This is a genomic window from uncultured Roseivirga sp., assembly GCF_963973945.1.
Lineage (GTDB): Bacteria > Bacteroidota > Bacteroidia > Cytophagales > Cyclobacteriaceae > Roseivirga.
Genome location: NZ_CAXBBV010000001.1, coordinates 857938 through 877537, shown reverse-complemented (window position 1 = coordinate 877537; position 19600 = coordinate 857938). Strand labels below are relative to the sequence as shown.

The 19600-nt window shown below is 38.9% G+C and carries 11 protein-coding genes and 1 pseudogene; 6 read left to right on the top strand and 6 right to left on the bottom strand.

Features of this window, described 5'->3' with window-relative positions; translation table 11 throughout:
• Window positions 1–465: 465 nt before the first annotated feature.
• Window positions 466–7146, bottom strand: coding sequence for a lamin tail domain-containing protein (locus tag AAC026_RS03815; RefSeq protein ID WP_339695144.1), 6681 nt, complete (start codon window positions 7144–7146; stop codon window positions 466–468).
• A gap of 104 nt (window positions 7147–7250) precedes the next feature.
• Between AAC026_RS03815 and AAC026_RS03810 the strand changes: the two genes are divergently transcribed.
• Window positions 7251–8234: an aspartate-semialdehyde dehydrogenase gene (locus AAC026_RS03810; protein WP_339695142.1), complete on the top strand. Its 984-nt coding sequence runs from the start codon at window positions 7251–7253 to the stop codon at window positions 8232–8234.
• Window positions 8235–8237: 3 nt separating this feature from the next.
• A complete protein-coding gene (locus AAC026_RS03805) occupies window positions 8238–9416 on the top strand; it encodes an RsmD family RNA methyltransferase (RefSeq protein ID WP_339695141.1) in 1179 nt (392 codons plus the stop codon).
• Between the two features lie 211 nt (window positions 9417–9627).
• Here AAC026_RS03805 and AAC026_RS03800 read toward each other — a convergent pair.
• Window positions 9628–9787: pseudogene (locus AAC026_RS03800) on the bottom strand (IS1595 family transposase); the annotation flags it as partial.
• A gap of 574 nt (window positions 9788–10361) precedes the next feature.
• Here AAC026_RS03800 and AAC026_RS03795 point away from each other — a divergent pair.
• The 3 genes from AAC026_RS03795 (at window position 10362) to AAC026_RS03785 (ending at window position 12616) form a co-directional block, all read left to right on the top strand.
• Window positions 10362–10583, top strand: coding sequence for a hypothetical protein (locus tag AAC026_RS03795; protein ID WP_339695139.1), 222 nt, complete (start codon window positions 10362–10364; stop codon window positions 10581–10583).
• A gap of 564 nt (window positions 10584–11147) precedes the next feature.
• The gene (locus tag AAC026_RS03790) at window positions 11148–12056 is read left to right on the top strand and encodes a 6-bladed beta-propeller (protein ID WP_339695137.1); all 909 of its coding nucleotides are present in this window, start codon (window positions 11148–11150) and stop codon (window positions 12054–12056) included.
• A gap of 2 nt (window positions 12057–12058) precedes the next feature.
• Window positions 12059–12616 carry a hypothetical protein gene (locus tag AAC026_RS03785; RefSeq protein WP_339695135.1) on the top strand — a complete coding sequence of 186 codons (558 nt, stop codon included), beginning with the start codon at window positions 12059–12061 and terminating at the stop codon, window positions 12614–12616.
• 355 nt (window positions 12617–12971) lie between these two features.
• On the opposite strand, the gene infB is transcribed toward AAC026_RS03785, so the two are convergent.
• From infB to AAC026_RS03770, 3 genes are read right to left on the bottom strand one after another with little or no spacing between them, the layout of a single operon-like run.
• A complete protein-coding gene (gene infB, locus AAC026_RS03780; RefSeq protein ID WP_339695133.1) occupies window positions 12972–15824 on the bottom strand; it encodes a translation initiation factor IF-2 in 2853 nt (950 codons plus the stop codon).
• A 36-nt stretch (window positions 15825–15860) separates the two neighbouring features.
• Window positions 15861–17108 (bottom strand): transcription termination factor NusA, encoded by a 1248-nt coding sequence (gene nusA / locus AAC026_RS03775; RefSeq protein ID WP_339606992.1) that lies wholly within the window; start codon window positions 17106–17108, stop codon window positions 15861–15863.
• 5 nt (window positions 17109–17113) lie between these two features.
• Window positions 17114–17581: a ribosome maturation factor RimP gene (locus AAC026_RS03770; RefSeq protein WP_339606991.1), complete on the bottom strand. Its 468-nt coding sequence runs from the start codon at window positions 17579–17581 to the stop codon at window positions 17114–17116.
• Window positions 17582–17742: 161 nt separating this feature from the next.
• Here AAC026_RS03770 and AAC026_RS03765 point away from each other — a divergent pair, with 161 nt between their 5' ends.
• Window positions 17743–18738: a M28 family peptidase gene (locus AAC026_RS03765; RefSeq protein ID WP_339695131.1), complete on the top strand. Its 996-nt coding sequence runs from the start codon at window positions 17743–17745 to the stop codon at window positions 18736–18738.
• Here the strand turns inward: AAC026_RS03765 and rfbA are convergent, their stop codons facing one another.
• Window positions 18739–19599 carry a glucose-1-phosphate thymidylyltransferase RfbA gene (gene rfbA / locus AAC026_RS03760; protein ID WP_339695129.1) on the bottom strand — a complete coding sequence of 287 codons (861 nt, stop codon included), beginning with the start codon at window positions 19597–19599 and terminating at the stop codon, window positions 18739–18741. It lies immediately after the preceding gene.
• Window position 19600 lies beyond the last annotated feature (1 nt).

Here is a 19600-nt window from a genome sequence, read left to right as displayed (position 1 = left end):
TATAGTTTCTTAACACAAAAAATAATAAAGAAAATTAGCCTCATAATTAGGAGCTCAATTAATGTAAGGTCTTAAATCAAAGTATGCCATTGTTTATCATTCCATTGTGGTGAAGTCATAAAAAAAGACCCAGTGGGTCTTTTTTTCTTAGGTTGTCTAGTTGTTTCAGTATTGAACGTTCAGGGATTGCATCCTTTTCATAATTGAAAAGTTATCAATTTGTACCCTGTACTTCATCCTGAGGTACCGATTAATCACTTCGATCTTTCTACCCTTTTTCAGGTTAAAATCGATTGCATTATTAATTAAACAATTCATTTAGTTGGGTATTAGATGGTTCTGAAAATAGTCTCACCTAATATAATGATTTACTCGACATATCCCTTCACATTGGGGTAAAACTGAAGACATAATTTCATCATCTTCAATTTTTTGTATGTAAAAGGGTCAATTTTTACCCAAAAATCAGAATCGAGTACCTATTGCCACGGTTTCTTTTTTGATGATAACTTTACCTGAAGGCTCTATAATTTCGAACAGAATTAGATAGTAACCCAAACGAGCTTTTCCACCCGAGTTGGTGGTTCCATCCCAACGGAAAAAACCTGATGTGCCTACTAGTGAATTCTGCGATACATTCTTAATCAGGTTTCCATTAGAATCATAAACTGAAACCGTAATTACATTTCCTGCGGTATTGAAATTATAGTTGATGGTTGTAAAATTTGCACTTCCTGCTACATCTGGTGCAAATGCTTTAGGTTCTATGTCAAAAGTAGCTAAACCAGAAGGCTGACTTTGCGCTTGCGAATTTTCATAACCGGGGGTTGCATAACCCGATTGACTTGAAGCCGACTGCCAATTGTTAGCATCATTGGAAGCACCTGAAAAACGGATTCTCTCAAGTGAAACCCCATCTACGGAATTTAATAAAGGTGAGTGATAGTCCTCATCGTATTCTACTTCATCAATGACAATGGAGTTGGCATTCACAAATCTAACTACCCCAGCGTCTGAAGGTAAGCTTGGAAGGCTGCTCAATTTTAATATGGTAGAAAGCTCTGTGCTAGCATACTGGTTTTTCAGAATATCGCCATCAGTGGTAACGGTTTTATAACTAGATGGGGCAATGATAATATCCTCAGTAGAAATAACTCGATCGTTTGAGTTACCTTCCATTCTCCAGTTTTTAAGGTTGATGTATTTATTCGATTGGTTATAAACTTCTACAAATCTTACTCCTCCAGTTTTAGGATTGAAAAGTATTTCATTGACAATAATATCCAAAGGTTCTGCTTCCACAGCTATCACTACAGTCGCCTGTCTAGCGTTTGCCAAAATGAGGTTCCCACTGCAATCAGTTATGTTTTCCACGGTAATTTGATACGCTGTATTCGACTCAAGGGCACTACTTAGGTTCAAAGTAGCAGACTTGGTATCAGAGGCCACACTAATGTTTGATACAGAAATTCCTCCTGAAATAGATATGTTATTTGTAAGTAACGAAGAAGAAGCAAGCTTTTCATTAAACAAAAGCTGAATCTGGTTGATGCTTAACGCCACCGCTTTTACCAACTCTGGTCCAGCTAAATCGGGGTTTACTCCATTTACAGAGTTTTGAACTCCCGGGGTTCCTCCTACAACAGCTTCAGAGGCCTTCCAGTTAGGCTGATCTACACAAGCATAACTAAGGTCAATCAACTCTAGGCTAAATCCTCCATTCGCTTTGGTAGTGGAGCGATACCAAGCCGAAGAGTAATCTACGCTGTGGATGATCTGGCTTCCTAATTTAAGAGAAACCTTATCGCCACTTGTATTTAAACTTGGCCAACTTGTAACACCCAACACATTACCATAAGGATCCAGTTCTGCCTTATCGAAGCTTGCTGTAAGAATTAAATATTCAGAAGGACTCAGATCGAAATTGCCTAAGGTAGTTGTGCTTGCTCCATCAGAAAGTGTTAAGCCTGCCAATGAAATTATTTTAGAAGAAGCATTGAATACCTCTAAATATTCCACTACTGGCAATCCTTGTGAAGGGGCTGGGTTTGCCATAATTTCAGTAAAAATAAGTTCTTGATAATCTGGACTCGCTCCTTTCACAAAAGGGAAACTATTAGAGGATAGCACATTGCCTGAACAGTCCGTAATGCCACTTGTATTAAGCGAAAGTTCAAAGCCCTTTGTAAACTCTTTGTTCAAGGTTAATTGTACACTTCTACCAAAAGGATTGATCACATTTACAGAAGTCACCGAAACTCCATTTTGCAGAGTGAAGTTTGAGGGGATTAGCGTGCCTATGTCCATCGCTTCATCAAAAGTCAGCTTGAGTTCTGTGGTAGAAATCACTTCCAGTTTTGTTAGGGACGGAGCCGCAGCGTCTGCTGAAACGTTAAACACCGAATTCTGGCTGGCTGGGGTTCCTCCATTTGGTGAAACAGAAGCTGCAAAATTGGTGTATTCAAAACATGGCTTTTCAGGATTAATTAATTCTATTGAAAAGCCTCCGCTGGCTTTAGTCGCATCATTATAAAATGTCTGGTCGTAAGCAATTGAGTCGATCACGGCTCTATTTCTTCCCAATAAATAAACCGATTCGCCTGTGTTTGACAGTGAAGGGAAATTTCTGAGACCTATCGCTTTCCCGTAATTTAAATATTGTGCAACCGCCCCTTGGGTGGTTACCGCCAAATATTCACCTGCAGCTAAAGTTTGGGCAGTGAAAATTGCGGTATCTCGTTTGTCGGTCAGTATGAAGTCTCGGAGTTCAATACTTTCATTTCCACGATTATAAAGCTCTATAAACTCCGCGTTAGGCAAACTGGAAGTAGGTTTTGTGTCGAAATAAATTTCATTAATCACCAAATCACGAAATGATGGAGCGATAGGTGCTGAAAAGGTGAAATCGAAAGTTACAGCATTCATCGCCTTGCCCTGCTTATCTTGCACCCGATCCACAGTAAGTTGATAGGCTAAAGCATTGGTCAATGGAGTTCCAAATTTAAGCAACACCTTTGAAGAAGAGCCCGCCACCAAAGTAGCAGATGTTGGGTTTCCAACTCCGTTATTCAATGAATAATGATTGATAGCTCTTGCTGTTGCCGCATTGAGCGGTTCATTAAATACTACCTCAATTTCATTTAGGTAAGTTGAATTCACTTCTAAAATCACGGGAGGAGTAAGGTCATAGCTCAGTTTATTTCTTGAACTATTTATCGTGAAGCCGAATAAATCCTTTAGGCTTTGAACCGTCAACTCATAGTTAATTCCTTCTACAAAGTTGGTATTGAATAGAAGGGTTACCACCTTAAAGTCATCTGAACTTCGCACCGCAGAAATAGGATTTCCAATACCAGAATTCAAAATATAGTTTTGTACTGTTTCAGCAGTAGCTTCATCTAATTCCTGATCGAAAGTAAGCACCAAACTGTTCTGACTTAAGATTTGAATGTCAACAATGTGTGTGCTATAAATAAAATCATAACTGATTACTTCAGATGTGTTGCCGTCCGCATCCAACAACTCTTGCACTACCAAACGGTACTTTAACCCTTCTTTTAAAGGAATTGTAAGGTTCAGCGTAACCAATGAAGCATCCGCGGGGTCTTGCACTGCCGACTTCAACCCTAGGCCATTATCGAAACCATAGTTCTCAATATCTTCGGCAGAAGTTTTATTTAGTGCTTTGGTAAACTGCATCTGAATCGTGGTGTCATTCAGCACAGTAAACGTTCCGAAGTTCGGTTTGAAGCTTGAAAAAGTAGCCGTTAAATCAACTGGAAGCCCATTCTCAAACACATCGGAAATGTTAGAAATGCGAAGTGTGTTTTGAGAATTGTTTCCTAAAGTGGCGAAAGTAAGCTCTACAATGTTGGTATTTTTCTCTGTACGAATTGCGGTTAATGGAGAGCCTATTCCGTTATCAACTGAATAATTTCCCGCGTTTTCAGCAATCTCTTTTACCACTTCTTCCGAAAATTCTACCAAAATTTTTGTAGGGCTGGCAAGGCTAATTCCTACCAAGCGAGGCGCTAGTCGGTCGTAGGTAAAGTCTTCGTTTCGTTGGGTTAAAATTGCATTGCCCGATAAATCTTGAATTCCAGTAATGGATAAACGATTCTTCACTTCTTGCTCAAATGCCTGTGCAAATTGCAGAACTACTGAGCGTTTGTCTCCCTGTCTGGTTACCAAAGCGGGGTTGCCGATACCATTGTTTGCAGTGTAATTATTTACCGACTCTGCGGAAGTTTCATCAAGAATCTCATCAAAATAAACCCTAAGGTTACGCTCGTCAACTACCACCACAGAATCTATATCTGGGTCATCGGTGTCATAAACAAAAGTGGTATTGAGTAACTGTAAGTAGCTATTATTGCTGGCTTGAATTCCTTCAAAATCAATGTACTGATTTTTGTTTTCGACAAAGTTGGTGTTGAATACCAAGTGAACCAATCTCGGGTTTGTGTTGTCCAGCGAAGCGGTAACAGGGTTTCCAATATTGCCATCTACCCAATAATTGGTCAATTGTTCTGCCGTGGTTTCGTCTACATCAACATCAAAATATACATCAAGCAATTGAGCAGACAGTACTACAACTGTGTCAATTTGATTCATAAAATCGAGGTCGACTGAGGTTAGACTAACCGTGTTTCCCAGCGTGTCCGCTAAGTTTTGAAATGTGAATTGATGGGCCGAACCAACAGAAAGTGCAGTACCTAAACTTAACCTTACACGCTTGTTATTATTGGCATCAACAATCGCCTTTGTTGGGTTTCCTATTCCCAAATTAATCGAAAAGTTGGCTTCTGTTTCTGCCAAAGTTTGGTTCAACTCTTCATCAAAAATAACGTCAATAGTGGTGCTATCTTTAAAAACAAACCTTTCAAGTACTGGCGCCAAATTATCAAACAAGAATTCTAAAGTGTTTGTGTCTATGGTATTTCCAGCACAGTCCGTGGCTCCCGTTAATGATACCGTATAAATCGTTCCTGAAACCATCGGTGTACTTAAAGTCAACACCACAGATTTACGGGTTGTCTGGTTCACCGTTTTTGAAGCAATTGCTCCACCATTGCTCAAAGTGTAAACCGCTCCATCAAGCGATGCATCATCCATAATTTCATCAAAAAACAAAGTCAATTGACTTGGCGAATCAACCCTAACTTCAGTCAAGTTGGGCGCCTTTACATCTGGACTATTATCGTAAACTGAGTTTTGCCCAGAAGGTGTAGCACCTTGGGCATTAGTTGAGGCTTGCCAATTGTTGATATCGCTACAAACAAGTTCAGGGTTTATCTGCTCGATAGACCAACCGCCATCTGCTTTGGCAACATCTTTATACCAGTTAATATTGAAAGTTAGGCTATCGACCAAATTGCCAAGGTTATCTTTCAGTACGAGCTGTTCGCCTCCATTAGAAAGTCCATTCCATGAAGTGACACCAACTACGTTTCCAAAAGCTTGAAAATCGACAACGTTTGAAGTTGAAGTTAAAATGACATAAGTCTGCGGCTGCAGCACATAGCTAGCAACGATCCCACCTGTTAAATCAAAATTGGCCAAATCAATGGCTTTGCTGCCAGCATTATACAGTTCTATAAATTCATCTGATGTTCCAGAAGGCAGTGTTTGAGGATCAGGCTGAGCAGCACCTGTAGGATCAGCAAAAATTTCGTTGATTACTAAAGTTCGATAAGCCGTTTGTGTGGCGTTGGTAACCGAAGTCTGTAGCGCAGAAGCCAAAGCATTTTCGCTTTCATTGGCCACGTTGTTAATGGTCAGTTGATAGGTATTACTCGCTAACTCTGCCCCAAAAGTGAGTACTACTTTATTAAATTCAGCTACATTTCTAGCTGCTGAGGAAGGTGCACCATAGCCAAAATCAAGGCTGTAATTGCTTGCTGTATTGGCAGAAGTGGCTTCAACATTCTGATTGAAAATGACTTCGACCTGAGTATTTGAAAGGGTTGAAATACTCGAAACCTTCAACGGTAAGTAAGAAAAGTTAGTGCTAAGGCCCGAAGTAGTTGCCAATGTTGATTCATCTTTAACGCCATTAATCGTTAGTCCAAAGTTGTTTTCCGTAAGGTCGACACCCAGCGTAAGTACCACTTTGTTTAGTTCTGTTGCACTTCTTACGGCCAAAGTTGGGCTGCCAATTCCATTATCAATTGTATAGTTCGATGTAGTTTCGACTGTGCTTTGATCGAGATTCAAATTGAAACTTACTTCAATCGAATTTTTAGAAAGTACCTGAATTGCCGTAATTGAAAGCGGTTCAACATAACTAAAGGTAGAGGTTAAATTAACCGCTGGTGTGGTGCTTGCCGCATCTTCAACATTGTTCACCGTTAGTTGATAATTTGAATTTGGCATTGCCGAAGTGGTAAGCGCTACCTGATTCGTGGCTGTTCGCGAAGCAGAAACTACACTTACTCCATTATCTAAACTATAATTCGCTATGTCTTCGGCTGTGGCTTGCGTTACTTCCTGATTAAAATTAACCACTACAGAAGTTGAGCTAGGGGCACTTGTTGAACTAATGGTCAATGGCAAAATTTGTTCAACAACGCTTACATCATCCATCACAAATTCGGCAGCCGAACCTGAGCCATCACCTCTTTCTACTTTCAGTTTGACGATTACATTACTTTGGCCAGATGCCTGACTGGGCAACTCGTACTCATATTTGGTATAGCTTGTGGTATTATCATTTGGGAAAGTAGTGGCATCGCCAATGGACACGTTATCTAAGAAATTATTACCGCCATCAATAGAGGTTGAAAAGCTAACCAAAACTGGCCTGGTTGAAGTTCCTGCGCCATTTTGCTTAGAATAGGCGTAAAAAGACAAAAGTGGACTATTAACTCCTGTGAAGTCCAGCGCAATTAAAACCTCGCCAGAAAAAGTAGAGGTAGGGATAATATTCAGCGAACTTGTACCTGTTCTTCCGTTTGCACCTTGAAATATTCTTGAGCCATTCTGAACTTCGTTGCCCGTCCAGTTAGGAATAAAAGCCACTGGATTGCCCGTAGTAAAAGCCTGTTCAAAACTTTCACTAGAAGGAAAGGTGTTAATCTGACTTAACGCTATATTTGCGGTAAGCAGAACAAGAGCTGCTATGGCAATTGATATACTTAACCTCATCTGAGATTCACAAGTGTTTAGATTCTAGCCTGTTAAAGTACGAAAAATATGGTTGCATTTCTTATAGTCATCTGATTATGAGTGTAAAAAAAATGAAATAAAAAATGAGAATAGCAGTAGTTGGCGCCACCGGACTTGTAGGTGGAGAGATTTTAGAAGTTTTAGCCGAAAGAAATTTCAAATTTGATGAGTTACTCCTTGTTGCTTCAGAGCGATCTGTCGGTAAGAAAATGTCTTTTAAGGGCACTGAATACGAAATTATTGGCTTAGCTAAAGCAGTAGAGTTAAAACCTGACTACGCTATATTTTCTGCTGGCGGAAGCACCTCATTAGAATGGGCACCAAAGTTTGCTGCTGCTGGTTCAACCGTTATCGACAATTCTTCTGCTTGGAGAATGAGTCCTGACCACAAGTTGGTTGTGCCTGAAATCAATGCCTCAAGTCTTACTTCAGAAGATAAAATTATTGCTAACCCAAACTGCTCGACCATCCAAATGGTGGTGGCTTTAGGGCCTTTGCACAGAAAGTACAAGATTAAAAGAATCGTGGTTTCTACTTACCAATCGGTAACGGGTTCTGGAAAAGCGGCTGTTGATCAAATGATGAACGAACGTAACGGAGTCCAAGGAAATATGGCTTATCCGCATAAAATAGACATGAATGCCTTGCCTCATATCGATGTGTTTTTGGACAACGGCTACACCAAAGAGGAAATGAAAATGGTGAATGAAACCAAGAAAATTTTTGGTGATGACTCCATTCGCATAACTTCTACTACCGTAAGAATTCCAACAGTTGGTGGGCATTCGGAAGCAGTAAATGTTGAATTCGAAAATGATTTCAACCTAGAGGAATTAAGAGGTATTTTAGAGAATGCTGATGGTGTAATTGTACAGGATGATCCTAAAAACAACCTCTACCCAATGCCACTTACAGCGCATAAAAAAGATGCTGTTTTTGTAGGGCGTTTGAGAAGAGACGAAAGCCAGTCGAACACATTAAACATGTGGATTGTAGCTGATAATCTAAGAAAAGGAGCTGCTACCAATGCGGTTCAAATTGCTGAATACTTATCTAAAAACAGCTAATTTTTGATTGAAGCACTGCTAACACCTGCGGTTCAAAAGTTTATTCGGGATCATGAAAACGATGATCCCGCTACTTTAATGCTTCGGGCAAAACAGCATGCCGATATTCCGTTAAAAGAGGCCGTTGAGCAAATTCAATCTAGAAAAAAGGCGAAAACTAAATTACCCACTTGGTATTCGGCAACTGACCTTATTTATCCTCCACCACTTAGTTTAGAACAATCATCTTCTGCTATTACTGCGGAGTATAAGGCTTCGCTGTTCTCAGGTGAAAAATTTGTAGACCTAACTGGTGGAATGGGCATCGATTTCTCTTTCCTTTCAAAGTCTTTCAAAAAAGGTTTTTATGTTGAAAGGCAGGACAACTTGGTAGAAATAGCGCGGCATAACATGAACTCCTTGGGCCTAACCTCCGCGGAGTTTTATAATGCCGAAGCGAAAGATTTCTTATACCAAACTTCCGAAAAGTTTGACCTCATATTTCTAGATCCAGCCAGAAGAGGAAACCATGATCAGAAGGTTTTTAGAATTGAAGACTGTGAGCCCAATGTGCTTTCATTACTTCCTCTAATGAAGTCCAAAGGCAAGTCAATACTAATGAAGACTTCGCCCCTATTGGACATTAAAGGTGCAATAAAAGACCTTGGAGTAGTAACCGAAGCGCATGTTGTTGCAGTAAATAATGAGGTGAAAGAGCTCCTTTTTATTATTGATGATAAGGCGAATGAAAACCCAATCATTAAAGCCATTGACTTGACAAATACCGAAGTGGGATTTGAGTTCAACTATGAAGAAGAGCAGGGTATTAATCTGGCCCATGGAGGCATTGAAAGTTATTTATATGAACCCAATGTGTCCATTTTGAAAGCAGGTGCTTTTAAAAGTATCGCTAGCCAATTTGGTTTAATAAAGCTTCATGTAAATTCGCATTTGTACACTTCTAAAACACCAGCGAACAATTTCCCTGGCAGAAGTTTTAAAGTGATTAGTGAAATCAGTTTCAATAAAAAAGAACTTCGCAAAGCCATACCGAATATGAAAGCCAATATTACGGTTCGGAATTACCCCATGACGGTGGACCAGATAAGAAAGAAAACTGGGCTCACAGATGGAGGTAATCACTATATTTTTGCCACTACTGATCAAACGGGTAAAAAGGCAGTGTTGTGTGAGAAAGTATAAAGTGCATAGCATAAGCCAAGGCAAACCGTAATATTTAAGCACTTTCATTCGATTTTTGGTCTCCATCCACCAAAGAACACGCTAATGTTTGACAGACCCTATGATCAAGCCGACTAGGAAAAATAAGAAGAGCAGAGCTAGCTAGCACAAAAAGCCCTGATCTCAGTAATTGAAATCAGGGTTGATTATAAATCTTTCTGAATATCCGTAATTAATCATAAGCTGTAACATTGGTGATGACGAGCCTGTCGAATAGTTTTTCTCCGAAATACCTTCTGTTGAATTTGTAGACAAATTCGTCAAGGTAAGCCTTTAGGTAACCTCTCGGCCTTATGAGAGCTACCTAACACCTCTCTCTTAGCATTGCAAAGGTAGTATACACCCGTTTCAGGGTTTCTAACTACAAGACTACAATCCATTCAAGAGTCAATTAGACATTCATATATTAAAAAATGATCTATACATACAACATTAAAATTATTTTATATCATGTTTGGTTTTACAGATTAAAATATTTAATATCAAATAAAATTGAATAGTACGATTCGCAATTAATGAGCTCATTCCGTACACTTTTTAAAAAGTGGGTATACTATTTGAATTGCTTCAAATGTAGTATTCGTTATACTGATAAAGTCCGTATAAATTAAAATTTTATAAATTTAGTATTTCTAAATATTGTTTATCATGGTTACTAGGAAATTTTGTGTCCTACTCGGGACAATCCTTTTTTCGGTTATGCTACTGGCTAATTTCGGATATAGCTTTGAGTCTTGTCGAGCGTCCACTGGCTGCGAAACACCAGGTGGTGGGGTTATAGTTTTAGGTTGTAGTGGTGCTGTAGACTGCAGATCAATTTCAACACCCGATGGAAATTCAGTTGAATGTGATGGTATTGTTTGGAGATGCCCTAAAGTAGTTCAACAATAACTAACTATCAAGCACATGAAAAAAATATCGTTTTTAATACCTATACTCTGTTTAGGGTTTTACTCTATCGCTTTTAATAATCCATCTGTTTGTATTGCTTCTGCGGATTGTGGCAATGGAGAAGAAGTTAACTGTAATGCTACAGAGGAATATTCTTTTTGCGAAGCTCAAGCATTTTTAAGAGCTTGTTGCAATGGCATTTGCCATTATTGTGAAGGTCCATTACTATCTTATTAATTAACAACTATGAAAAAGAAACTTAAATCATTTTACTTTCTATCGCTAATCACGCTACTTGGGCTTATTGGTAATCAACTATTTGCCGGTTGCTGGGTAGAGGTTGATTGTCCAAAGACTACCGCGATACCATTTTGTATTGGCACAAGCTATTGTCAATCGGGTAGCAGTGGAGATGTCCCTTGGATTGAATGTGACGGACTTAGATTTACATGTCCTCAACCAGCTACACCATTATAAACATAAGTAATTGAATATGAATACAAAAAATTTTATAATAATATTATCCTCAATTGTGATTATAATATTTCTCGTTTCACCGTCAAATCTGTATTCTGGCTGTAGGACTGATACAAGCTGCCAAGGTGACCCATCAAGGATCGAATGCAAAGGTTCAGATTGTTATTCACAAGCATATGTAAAGGTATGTTGTGATGAAGTATGTAAATATTGCGAAGGTCCAATAGAGCTGCTATGAGTTTGATGCTGAAATTAAGGCTGTTGTCCGCATGCTCTTTGATAGTCTTCATTTCTTCTTGTGCAAGAAGAAATGAAGACTTGAAAATGATTGAATTAACAATGAATAGTTCAGTAGATTCATTTCAGGACAGTATTTTTTTTAGTAGAATCGAAGATATTGAGTTTTCTGATGATGAATTCTATTATTTAGATGGAAAAACTGGGTTAATTGGTATCTTCTCATACGACTTAATTTTCAAACGTTTGATGCAAACCGTTGGCCCTGGGCCAGAAGAAGTAAATGCAGCAGGAAATTTCACTTTGTCCAATGGTAGTATATATATATTTGACAATGGCTCAGGTTCTGTTAAAGAATATACAACTCAAGACAGTAGATTTAATCAGGCATATAAACTGCCAGCCATTGGTATAAGTACAGATTTTTCTGTTTTTGGTAACTCTCTTTATATTAGTGATTTTAGAAGTGAAAAACCCCTGCTGTCTTATTCTATGGACAATGGTGAGTTAAAGCGTTTTGGGCTGGGTAGAAAATGGTCTAATAAGTCTTTTGATGTAGAACGCCATATACTTTCAGATATTAATGACAACTTAATAGTTGCTTATCAATCAGACAGCCCTACGATAGAACTCTATAGTAAAACAGGGCAACTCATGCAAAGTTTGGACTTAAGTTACTTGGAAATCTTTAAAAATAGTTTAGTAAAATATAAAGAACAGGTTTTACCTCAGCGCAATACTTCTATGATTATAATAAGGGATGTTCAATTGGTAGGCGATAATTTGTATGCTTTAATTACCTCTCACAACGTAGAGGGCAATGTTAGTTTTAATAAAATTTTGAAATGCTCTATCTCCGATAGTGAAATAAAACCGATCCTTATATATCAGTTAAATTTGACTGGGTATTATTTAAGCTTTTCTGTTGGCAAAAATAAACTTGTTGCTTTTAATTACTCAACCCAATCAATTGAACAATTTTCGCTAAATAATTAAATATGAAGTATTCTACCTTCACTTTTTTAATTGCCCATTTATTCTTGATACTATTTTCTGTAGGATGTAGTTCTAGAGTTGATAATTTAGATACCGCTGATGTTTCTTACTCAAGCATTGATACAAGTTCCTTTTTTTCAAAAGTTGAAAAGATGAAGAAATCCTTAGAAGGAAAGAAAATTGTAAAATATGATCTTATACTTGATACGGCCTATAACACTTTGCCAGATACACATCTAATTTTATATTTTACTGGTAGCGACTGTTCATCTTGTATACAAAAAGCAATAGCTGCTATTGAACATAAGAATATGATAAATAATCATTTATTTATTGTGCCAATTTCTTATCAATCAAATATTGGAAACATTCAAATGTCCTATGACTATCCTTATATGATTTATGATGACAACTCCAATACAATTAGAGGAAGCCTCCAGTATATCAGCACACCCGTGTTTATCAAATATTCGATTAAAGACGGTATCCAAGATATCTATGTCATACCTACCTTTGATGACAATGGTAAGCTTTCTGATTTTATAGAATCATTGGGTTAAAGGTTTGTTGTTTAGAAGAGAACACGGGTAAAAAGGTAGTGTTGTGTGAGAAAGCATAATACTGAAATAACTTTCCAAAGCTTTAAATTTTTGGAAAGTTAGTAGCCATAAAACAGGAGATAAATCAAGCCAAGAACCACCAACGGGATCCCATAGTATTTAAGTACAAGTAATCGATTTTGTCTGCTCATCCACCACAGCATTCGCCAAGGTGAATACAGGCCAATAATCACAGATAATAAGGCAACACCAATCAGAAATTTAAGGGTAACTTCCATACCAAAAGAAAGCTAATTTCATTAAAAAAGCCATTCCGATTTCTCAGAATGGCTTTTCAATTTATGTTCTAGAGCACTTAAAGTGTTCTTTTTACTTCTTGAATTTCGAAACCTTCAATTACGTCTCCTTCTTTAATGTCGTTAAAGCCTTTAATGCTCAAACCACATTCGTAGCCAAATTTAACTTCAGATACATCGTCTTTGAAACGTTTCAATTGACCAATGCTACCTGTATAGGTTACAATACCGTCTCTGATTACTCGGATTTGATTGTTTCTCTTCACGAAACCATCTAACACGAAACAACCTGCAACAGTACCCACTTTAGAGATTTTGAATACTTCTCTTACTTCGATGTTACCAGTAATTACTTCTTTCTCGGTTGGCTCTAGTAAGCCTTCCATTGCATCTTTGATCTCGTTGATCGCATCGTAGATGATAGAGTAAAGTCTGATTTCGATTTCTTCGTTTTCAGCAATTCTTCTAGCACCGCTAGATGGCCTTACTTGGAAACCTATGATTACCGCATCAGAAGCAGAGGCAAGCAATACATCCGACTCGGAAATTTGACCTACACCTTTATGGATAATATTTACTTGAACTTCTTCAGTAGAAAGTTTCAATAGTGAATCTCCCAAAGCTTCGATAGAACCATCCACGTCACCTTTAATGATTACGTTAAGTTCTTTGAAGTTACCAACAGCCAATCGTCTTCCGATCTCATCAAGGGTAATGTGCTTCTTAGTTCTTACGCTTTGTTCACGTAGAATCTGCTCACGCTTGTTTGCAATTTCTCTCGCTTCGCGTTCAGAGTTCATCACGTTGAAACGGTCACCTGCTTGAGGAGCTCCATCTAAACCTAGCATTTGCACAGGGGTAGAAGGGCCAACTTCTTTCAGCTTGTTACCTCTGTAATCGAACATGGCTTTTACCTTACCGTAATGCGGTCCGGCCAAAAGTACATCTCCAATTTTTAGCGAGCCACCTTGAACCATCAGTGTGGTTAAGTAACCTCTACCTTTATCTAGAGAAGCTTCTACAACTGTACCTACAGCATTCTTTTCTGGGTTAGCCTTTAGCTCAAGTAATTCAGCTTCGAGCAACACTTTTTCCAATAGTTCTTCCACACCTTGACCGGTTTTGGCAGAAACTTCTTGGCACTGGTATTTACCACCCCAGTCTTCAACCAAGATATTCATTTGAGAAAGCTCTTCTCTAATCTTATCTGGATTGGCGTGTGGCTTATCTATTTTATTAATTGCAATTACAATTGGCACCTCAGCTACTTGAGCATGGTTGATTGCTTCTTTCGTTTGAGGCATCACGTTATCGTCTGCCGCAACTACAATGATTACTACGTCAGTGATTTTAGCACCACGCGCTCTCATCGCAGTAAAGGCTTCGTGACCAGGAGTATCTAGGAAAGCGATTTTCTTACCATCCTTGGTGGTTACGTCATATGCACCAATGTGCTGCGTAATTCCTCCTGCTTCGCCCTCAGTTACTTTAGAATCTCTAATATAATCGAGCAATGAAGTTTTACCGTGGTCAACGTGACCCATGATGGTTACAATTGGGGCTCTATCTAGTAGATCCTCTGCTTCATCAGTTTCTTCTGTCACCTCAACATCTTCGTCTGCCGAAGTAAAGCTTACATCAAAGCCAAACTCATCAGTAATAATGGTAATGGCTTCTGCATCTAAACGTTGGTTGATAGAAACGAACATTCCCAAACTCATACAAGTTGAGATTACTTCGTTTACAGTAACATTCATTAAAGAGGCCAAGTCACTCGCAGAAATAAACTCTGTTACTTTAAGTACTCTTGACTCTTCGTGCTCCTGAAGCATTCTTTCTTCAGCAGCTTCAGCTGCAGCACTTCTCTTTTCTTTACGGTATTTAGATCGGCCTTTTCCGCCACCTTTTCCACCACTTAAGCGGGCAAGTGTTTCCTTGATTTGATCTTGGATTTGCTTGTCAGTAAGTTCTTCTTTTGGAACTCTCTTTCTAGAGTCTGCTCCTCCGCCTCTATTCGATCCTCTTCTGTCGCCTCCACCAGTTGCTGGAGCGCCACCTCTGTTATTAGGGTGTTCCGGTTTAGACTGAATTCTCTTTCTTGGGCGTTTTTTCTTATCTGCCGCAGATTGATTACCTCTATTTTGTTCTTGCTTAGGCTTTTCTTTCTTAGTAGGTAGTTCAATTTTACCTAGAACCTTCAATCCGCTAAGCGAATCAGCCTTTGCCTTAATGGTTTCACTTTCTACTGGAGTTGGTGCTACCGGTGCTGGTTTAGGTGCTTCTGGTTTCTTCTCTTCTACCTTAACCTCTGCCTTTTTCTTTGGCTCAAGGTCTATTTTACCCAATACTTTAAAAGTGTGAGGCTTATTCTCCTTCACTTCTTTTTTAGGCTCTTCTACCTTTTTTTCAACCTTAGGAGCTTCTTTAACAGGAGCCTCTTCGCTCTTAGCCGCGCTAACTTCCTCCTTAGCAGGAGCAGGTTTAGGCTCTTCTTTTTCAGCTTTAGGTTCTTCCTTAACCTCTTTCGGTGTTTCAGCCGCTGGTGCTGGCTTAGGTTCTTCCTTCTTTACAACCTTTTCGCTGCTAACGTTTTTGATCAGCACCTCTTTTTCTTCAGGTTCCGATTCTTCATCAACCTTCTTTGGAGCAACTGAAGGAGTAGGCTCAGGTTTTGAAGCCGGCTTTTCTTCGGTATGCTTATTACCGATAGTTAGATGAGAAGCCTCCTCTTTTTCAGAAGCTGATGCAGCAAATTCTTTAGCGAGCATACTGTACTGCTCACCAGTGATTTTGGCGTTTGGACTGCTGTCAACATCAAATCCTTTAGAGGAAAGGAAGTCCACGATGGTACTACTACCAACGTTCAGTTTCCTCGCCACTTGGCTAAATCTCATCGTTCTTTCTTCTGCCATACTCAAATATCCCTTTTTTTAAGCGTTTAAAAAATATCAGTCTTTATCAAATTCTTGCGAAAGGATACCAAAAACGTGCTTTATTGTCTCTTCCTCCAACTCTGTTCTTCTCACAATATCCTCTTGAGAAAGGGCAAGCACACTCTTTGCGGTATCTAGACCGATTTTCTTTAACTCATCAATAATCCAGCTGTCGATTTCATCAGAAAATTCATCCAAATCAACATCTTCTTCTTCTAGTTCAGATAGTTCTCTGAACACATCTATTTCTAATCCAACTAGCTTAGAAGCTAATTTTATATTCTGCCCGCCTTTACCAATGGCCAATGAAACTTGGTCTGGCTTAAGGAAAACTGAAACTCTACCGTCTTCGTCCCGAATTTTCATACTAGTAATTTTAGCAGGGCTTAACGCTCGGGCGATGTACAACTCCATATTGTCGGTAAAGTTGATTACATCTATATTTTCGTTTTGAAGCTCACGCACAATTGAATGGATTCTAGATCCTTTCATACCTACGCAAGCACCTACTGGGTCAATACGGTCATCGTAAGACTCAACAGCTACTTTAGCTCTTTCTCCTGGTTCGCGAACCACTTTCTTGATGGTGATCAAACCATCATAAACTTCTGGTACTTCGTTCTCGAAAAGTCTTTCAAGGAATTCTCCTGAAGTTCTAGAAAGAATAATTTTTGGGTTACCATTTACCATGTCTACACGGTCGATAATCGCACGTACAGAGTCTCCTTTACGGAAACGATCTTTTGGTATTTGTTCTGCCTTTGGAAGAGAAATTTCATTTCCTTCGGCATCAATAAGTAATACTTCTCTACCCAATATTTGATATACCTCAGCAGAAATCATTTCACCCACTAAGTCTTTGTACTTCTGATATAGAAGATCTTTCTCTAAATCTTTAATTCGCTGAATCAAAGTCTGACGGGCAGTCATTACCGCCCTACGGCCGAAGTCTAATAATTTAATTTCTTCAGAAACTTCCTCACCAATTTCAAAGTCAGGTTCAATCTGACGTGCTTCAGTAAGGCTTATTTTGTCATAATCCCAAATATCTTCAGAGTTGTCGTCAACGATCTCTCTAAAACGCCAAATTTCCAAGTCACCTTTATCGGCATTAATAATGATATCAAAGTTATCATCAACCTCGTATTTTTTTCTGATCATGGTTCTGAAAACATCTTCCAGAATTCTGATCATAGTAGGCCTGTCGACATTTTTATTTTTTGCAAACTCTGCAAATGATTCGATTAATATTGAACTGTCCATTCTGATTACTTAAATGACACTAATACATTCGCTTTTTCGATAGTATCAAAATTGATTTCCACCAATTCAGAACCTATTTTCTTTTTCTCTTTTACTTCTTTTTCAAACTTAATGGTATTCTCGCAAACCTCTATAAGTTTTCCTTTTACAATTGTGTTATCTGTTAAAGTCAACTTCAAGTCTCTACCCACATTTTTCTGATACTGCCTTTTTAGCTTCAACGGATGGTCAAGACCAGGCGAAGAAACTTCTAAGATATATGGATCGTCCATGATGGCCTCGGCCTCCATTTCGTTACTGATGGCTCGACTTAAATCGGCACAATCATCGATATTAAAGCCACTGTCGCTATCTAGAAGCACCAATATTTTGGTCTTTCCACTAACGCCCTTCACTATCACATCAACGATAAAGTAGGATTCATCCTTCAGGCTACTTAAAGCCACCTTCTCTACAAAATCCTTTAAATCCATAAACTAATTCAGATAAACAAAGAGGGGACTTTTGGTCCCCTCGTGGTAAAATCCCTTAAGTGATGCAAAATTAATGTTTTTTTTATTCAAATCAAATAAATGTCTGAGAGATAGATTTTAACATCTGAGTCTATTATTTTGGCCTAAACTCAAATCGAAAAATGATCTCACATTACAGGCTATCCTCAGTATTGTTACTAGCTATTTTTTGTTCAGCCATGGGCTGTTCTACATCAAATGAAAAGAGTGAAACAAAAACACTTATTGCTGCTCCTGAATTAAACATAGACTCAGCCTATTCATTTATTCAGAAGCAAGTTGATTTTGGACCAAGGGTTCCAAACTCTGAAGCGCACAAGGTGGCTGGCGAATGGTTTGAAGAGAAGTTCAAATCTTATGGTGCTAAGGTCTATTTACAAGAATTTGAAGAGTATACCTACAATGGTGTAAAAGTAGAACTCAAGAACATAGTAGCCAGTTTCAACCCAGAAAAGAAAAAGCGCCTGCTGCTGGCAGCACATTGGGACACCCGCCCTTTTGCAGATAGTGATCCCGAGGATAAGAAGGCTCCGCTGGATGGAGCCAATGATGGAGCAAGTGGGGTTGGGGTTTTACTGGAAGTGGCAAGAATTATTGGTTCAGTTCAAAATCCAGATGTGGGTATCGATATCATTTTGTTTGATGGTGAAGACTGGGGTGATGCCGGTGAGGATTTCGGCAGAATGAAAGGAGACAAAGATTCTTGGTGGTGTTTGGGTTCGCAGTATTGGAGCAAGAAAAAGCATATCCCTAATTACACGGCCTATTACGGAGTACTTCTAGATATGGTAGGCGCAAAGGATGCCACATTTTATTATGATGGGGTATCGCAAGAAAATGCAGGCCGAATACTCACTCAGGTTTGGGGTATCGCTAATGAATTAGGTCATCAGAAATACTTTAAACAAGAGAGTGTTTTACAAAACGGACTTATAGATGACCATGTTTACGTCAATAAATACGCGCGAATTCCGATGATTGATATTATGGATTACCGAAAGGCTCAGAACAGCTTTTTTCCCGGCCACCATACCACTCAAGATAATATGGAAGGAATTAGTAAAGCTACCTTAAAAGCAGTAGGCGAAACCTTACTAGCTGTTATATATAATGAGTAGTTATTTCAGCAAGCTTAATAAGTATTGGCCATACCCCGATTTGACCAAAGGTTTGGCTACTGCTTCCAATTGTTGCTTAGAAATGAACTTCATTCTGTAGGCAATCTCTTCTATACAGCTAATCTTAAAACCTTGCCTTTCTTCAATCACTTGAACAAACTGACCTGCCTGCATTAAAGACTCAAAAGTACCAGTGTCTAACCAAGCGGTTCCTCTATCGAGGATACTTACTTTGAGTTCGCCTTTGGATAAATATTCTTTGTTTACATCGGTAATTTCCAACTCGCCTCTTGGACTAGGTTTCAAATTCTTAGCAATTTCTACTACACGGTTGTCATAGAAATAAAGACCAGGAACTGCATAATTAGATTTAGGTTCAGCAGGTTTTTCTTCAATGCTCAAGGCATTCATTTCTTCATCAAACTCCACCACACCGTATCTTTCTGGGTCTGAAACGCGGTAAGCATAAACTACTCCACCTTCAACCTCGGTATTGGACTGAAGTAATTTTGGTAAACCAGAACCGTAAAAAATATTGTCGCCCAATACTAAGGCTACTTTATCATCACCTATAAATTCTTCCCCAATAATAAAAGCCTGCGCCAAGCCTTCTGGGTTTTCTTGCACCGCATACTGAAAATTACAGCCCAACTGACTTCCGTCTCCTAACAGTTTCTTGAAGAGTGCGTTGTCATGAGGTGTAGTAATGATCAGAATATCTTTAATTCCTGCCATCATCAAAATAGACAACGGATAGTAAATCATAGGCTTGTCGTATACAGGCATTAGCTGCTTGCTCACTGCCAATGTTAATGGGTGCAACCTTGTGCCTGAGCCTCCTGCAAGTATAATTCCTTTCATA

Excerpts from the sequence above, each read along its gene's own strand:
- rfbA (WP_339695129.1), bottom strand. The coding sequence starts at position 19,599 with ATGAAAGGAATTATACTTGCAGGAGGCTCAGGCACAAGGTTGCACCCA.
- AAC026_RS03795 (WP_339695139.1), top strand. The coding sequence starts at position 10,362 with ATGAAAAAAATATCGTTTTTAATACCTATACTCTGTTTAGGGTTTTAC.
- AAC026_RS03765 (WP_339695131.1), top strand. The coding sequence starts at position 17,743 with ATGATCTCACATTACAGGCTATCCTCAGTATTGTTACTAGCTATTTTT.
- AAC026_RS03810 (WP_339695142.1), top strand. The coding sequence starts at position 7,251 with ATGAGAATAGCAGTAGTTGGCGCCACCGGACTTGTAGGTGGAGAGATT.
- infB (WP_339695133.1), bottom strand. The coding sequence starts at position 15,824 with ATGGCAGAAGAAAGAACGATGAGATTTAGCCAAGTGGCGAGGAAACTG.
- AAC026_RS03815 (WP_339695144.1), bottom strand. The coding sequence starts at position 7,146 with ATGAGGTTAAGTATATCAATTGCCATAGCAGCTCTTGTTCTGCTTACC.
- AAC026_RS03790 (WP_339695137.1), top strand. The coding sequence starts at position 11,148 with ATGATTGAATTAACAATGAATAGTTCAGTAGATTCATTTCAGGACAGT.
- nusA (WP_339606992.1), bottom strand. The coding sequence starts at position 17,108 with ATGGACAGTTCAATATTAATCGAATCATTTGCAGAGTTTGCAAAAAAT.
- AAC026_RS03770 (WP_339606991.1), bottom strand. The coding sequence starts at position 17,581 with ATGGATTTAAAGGATTTTGTAGAGAAGGTGGCTTTAAGTAGCCTGAAG.
- AAC026_RS03785 (WP_339695135.1), top strand. The coding sequence starts at position 12,059 with ATGAAGTATTCTACCTTCACTTTTTTAATTGCCCATTTATTCTTGATA.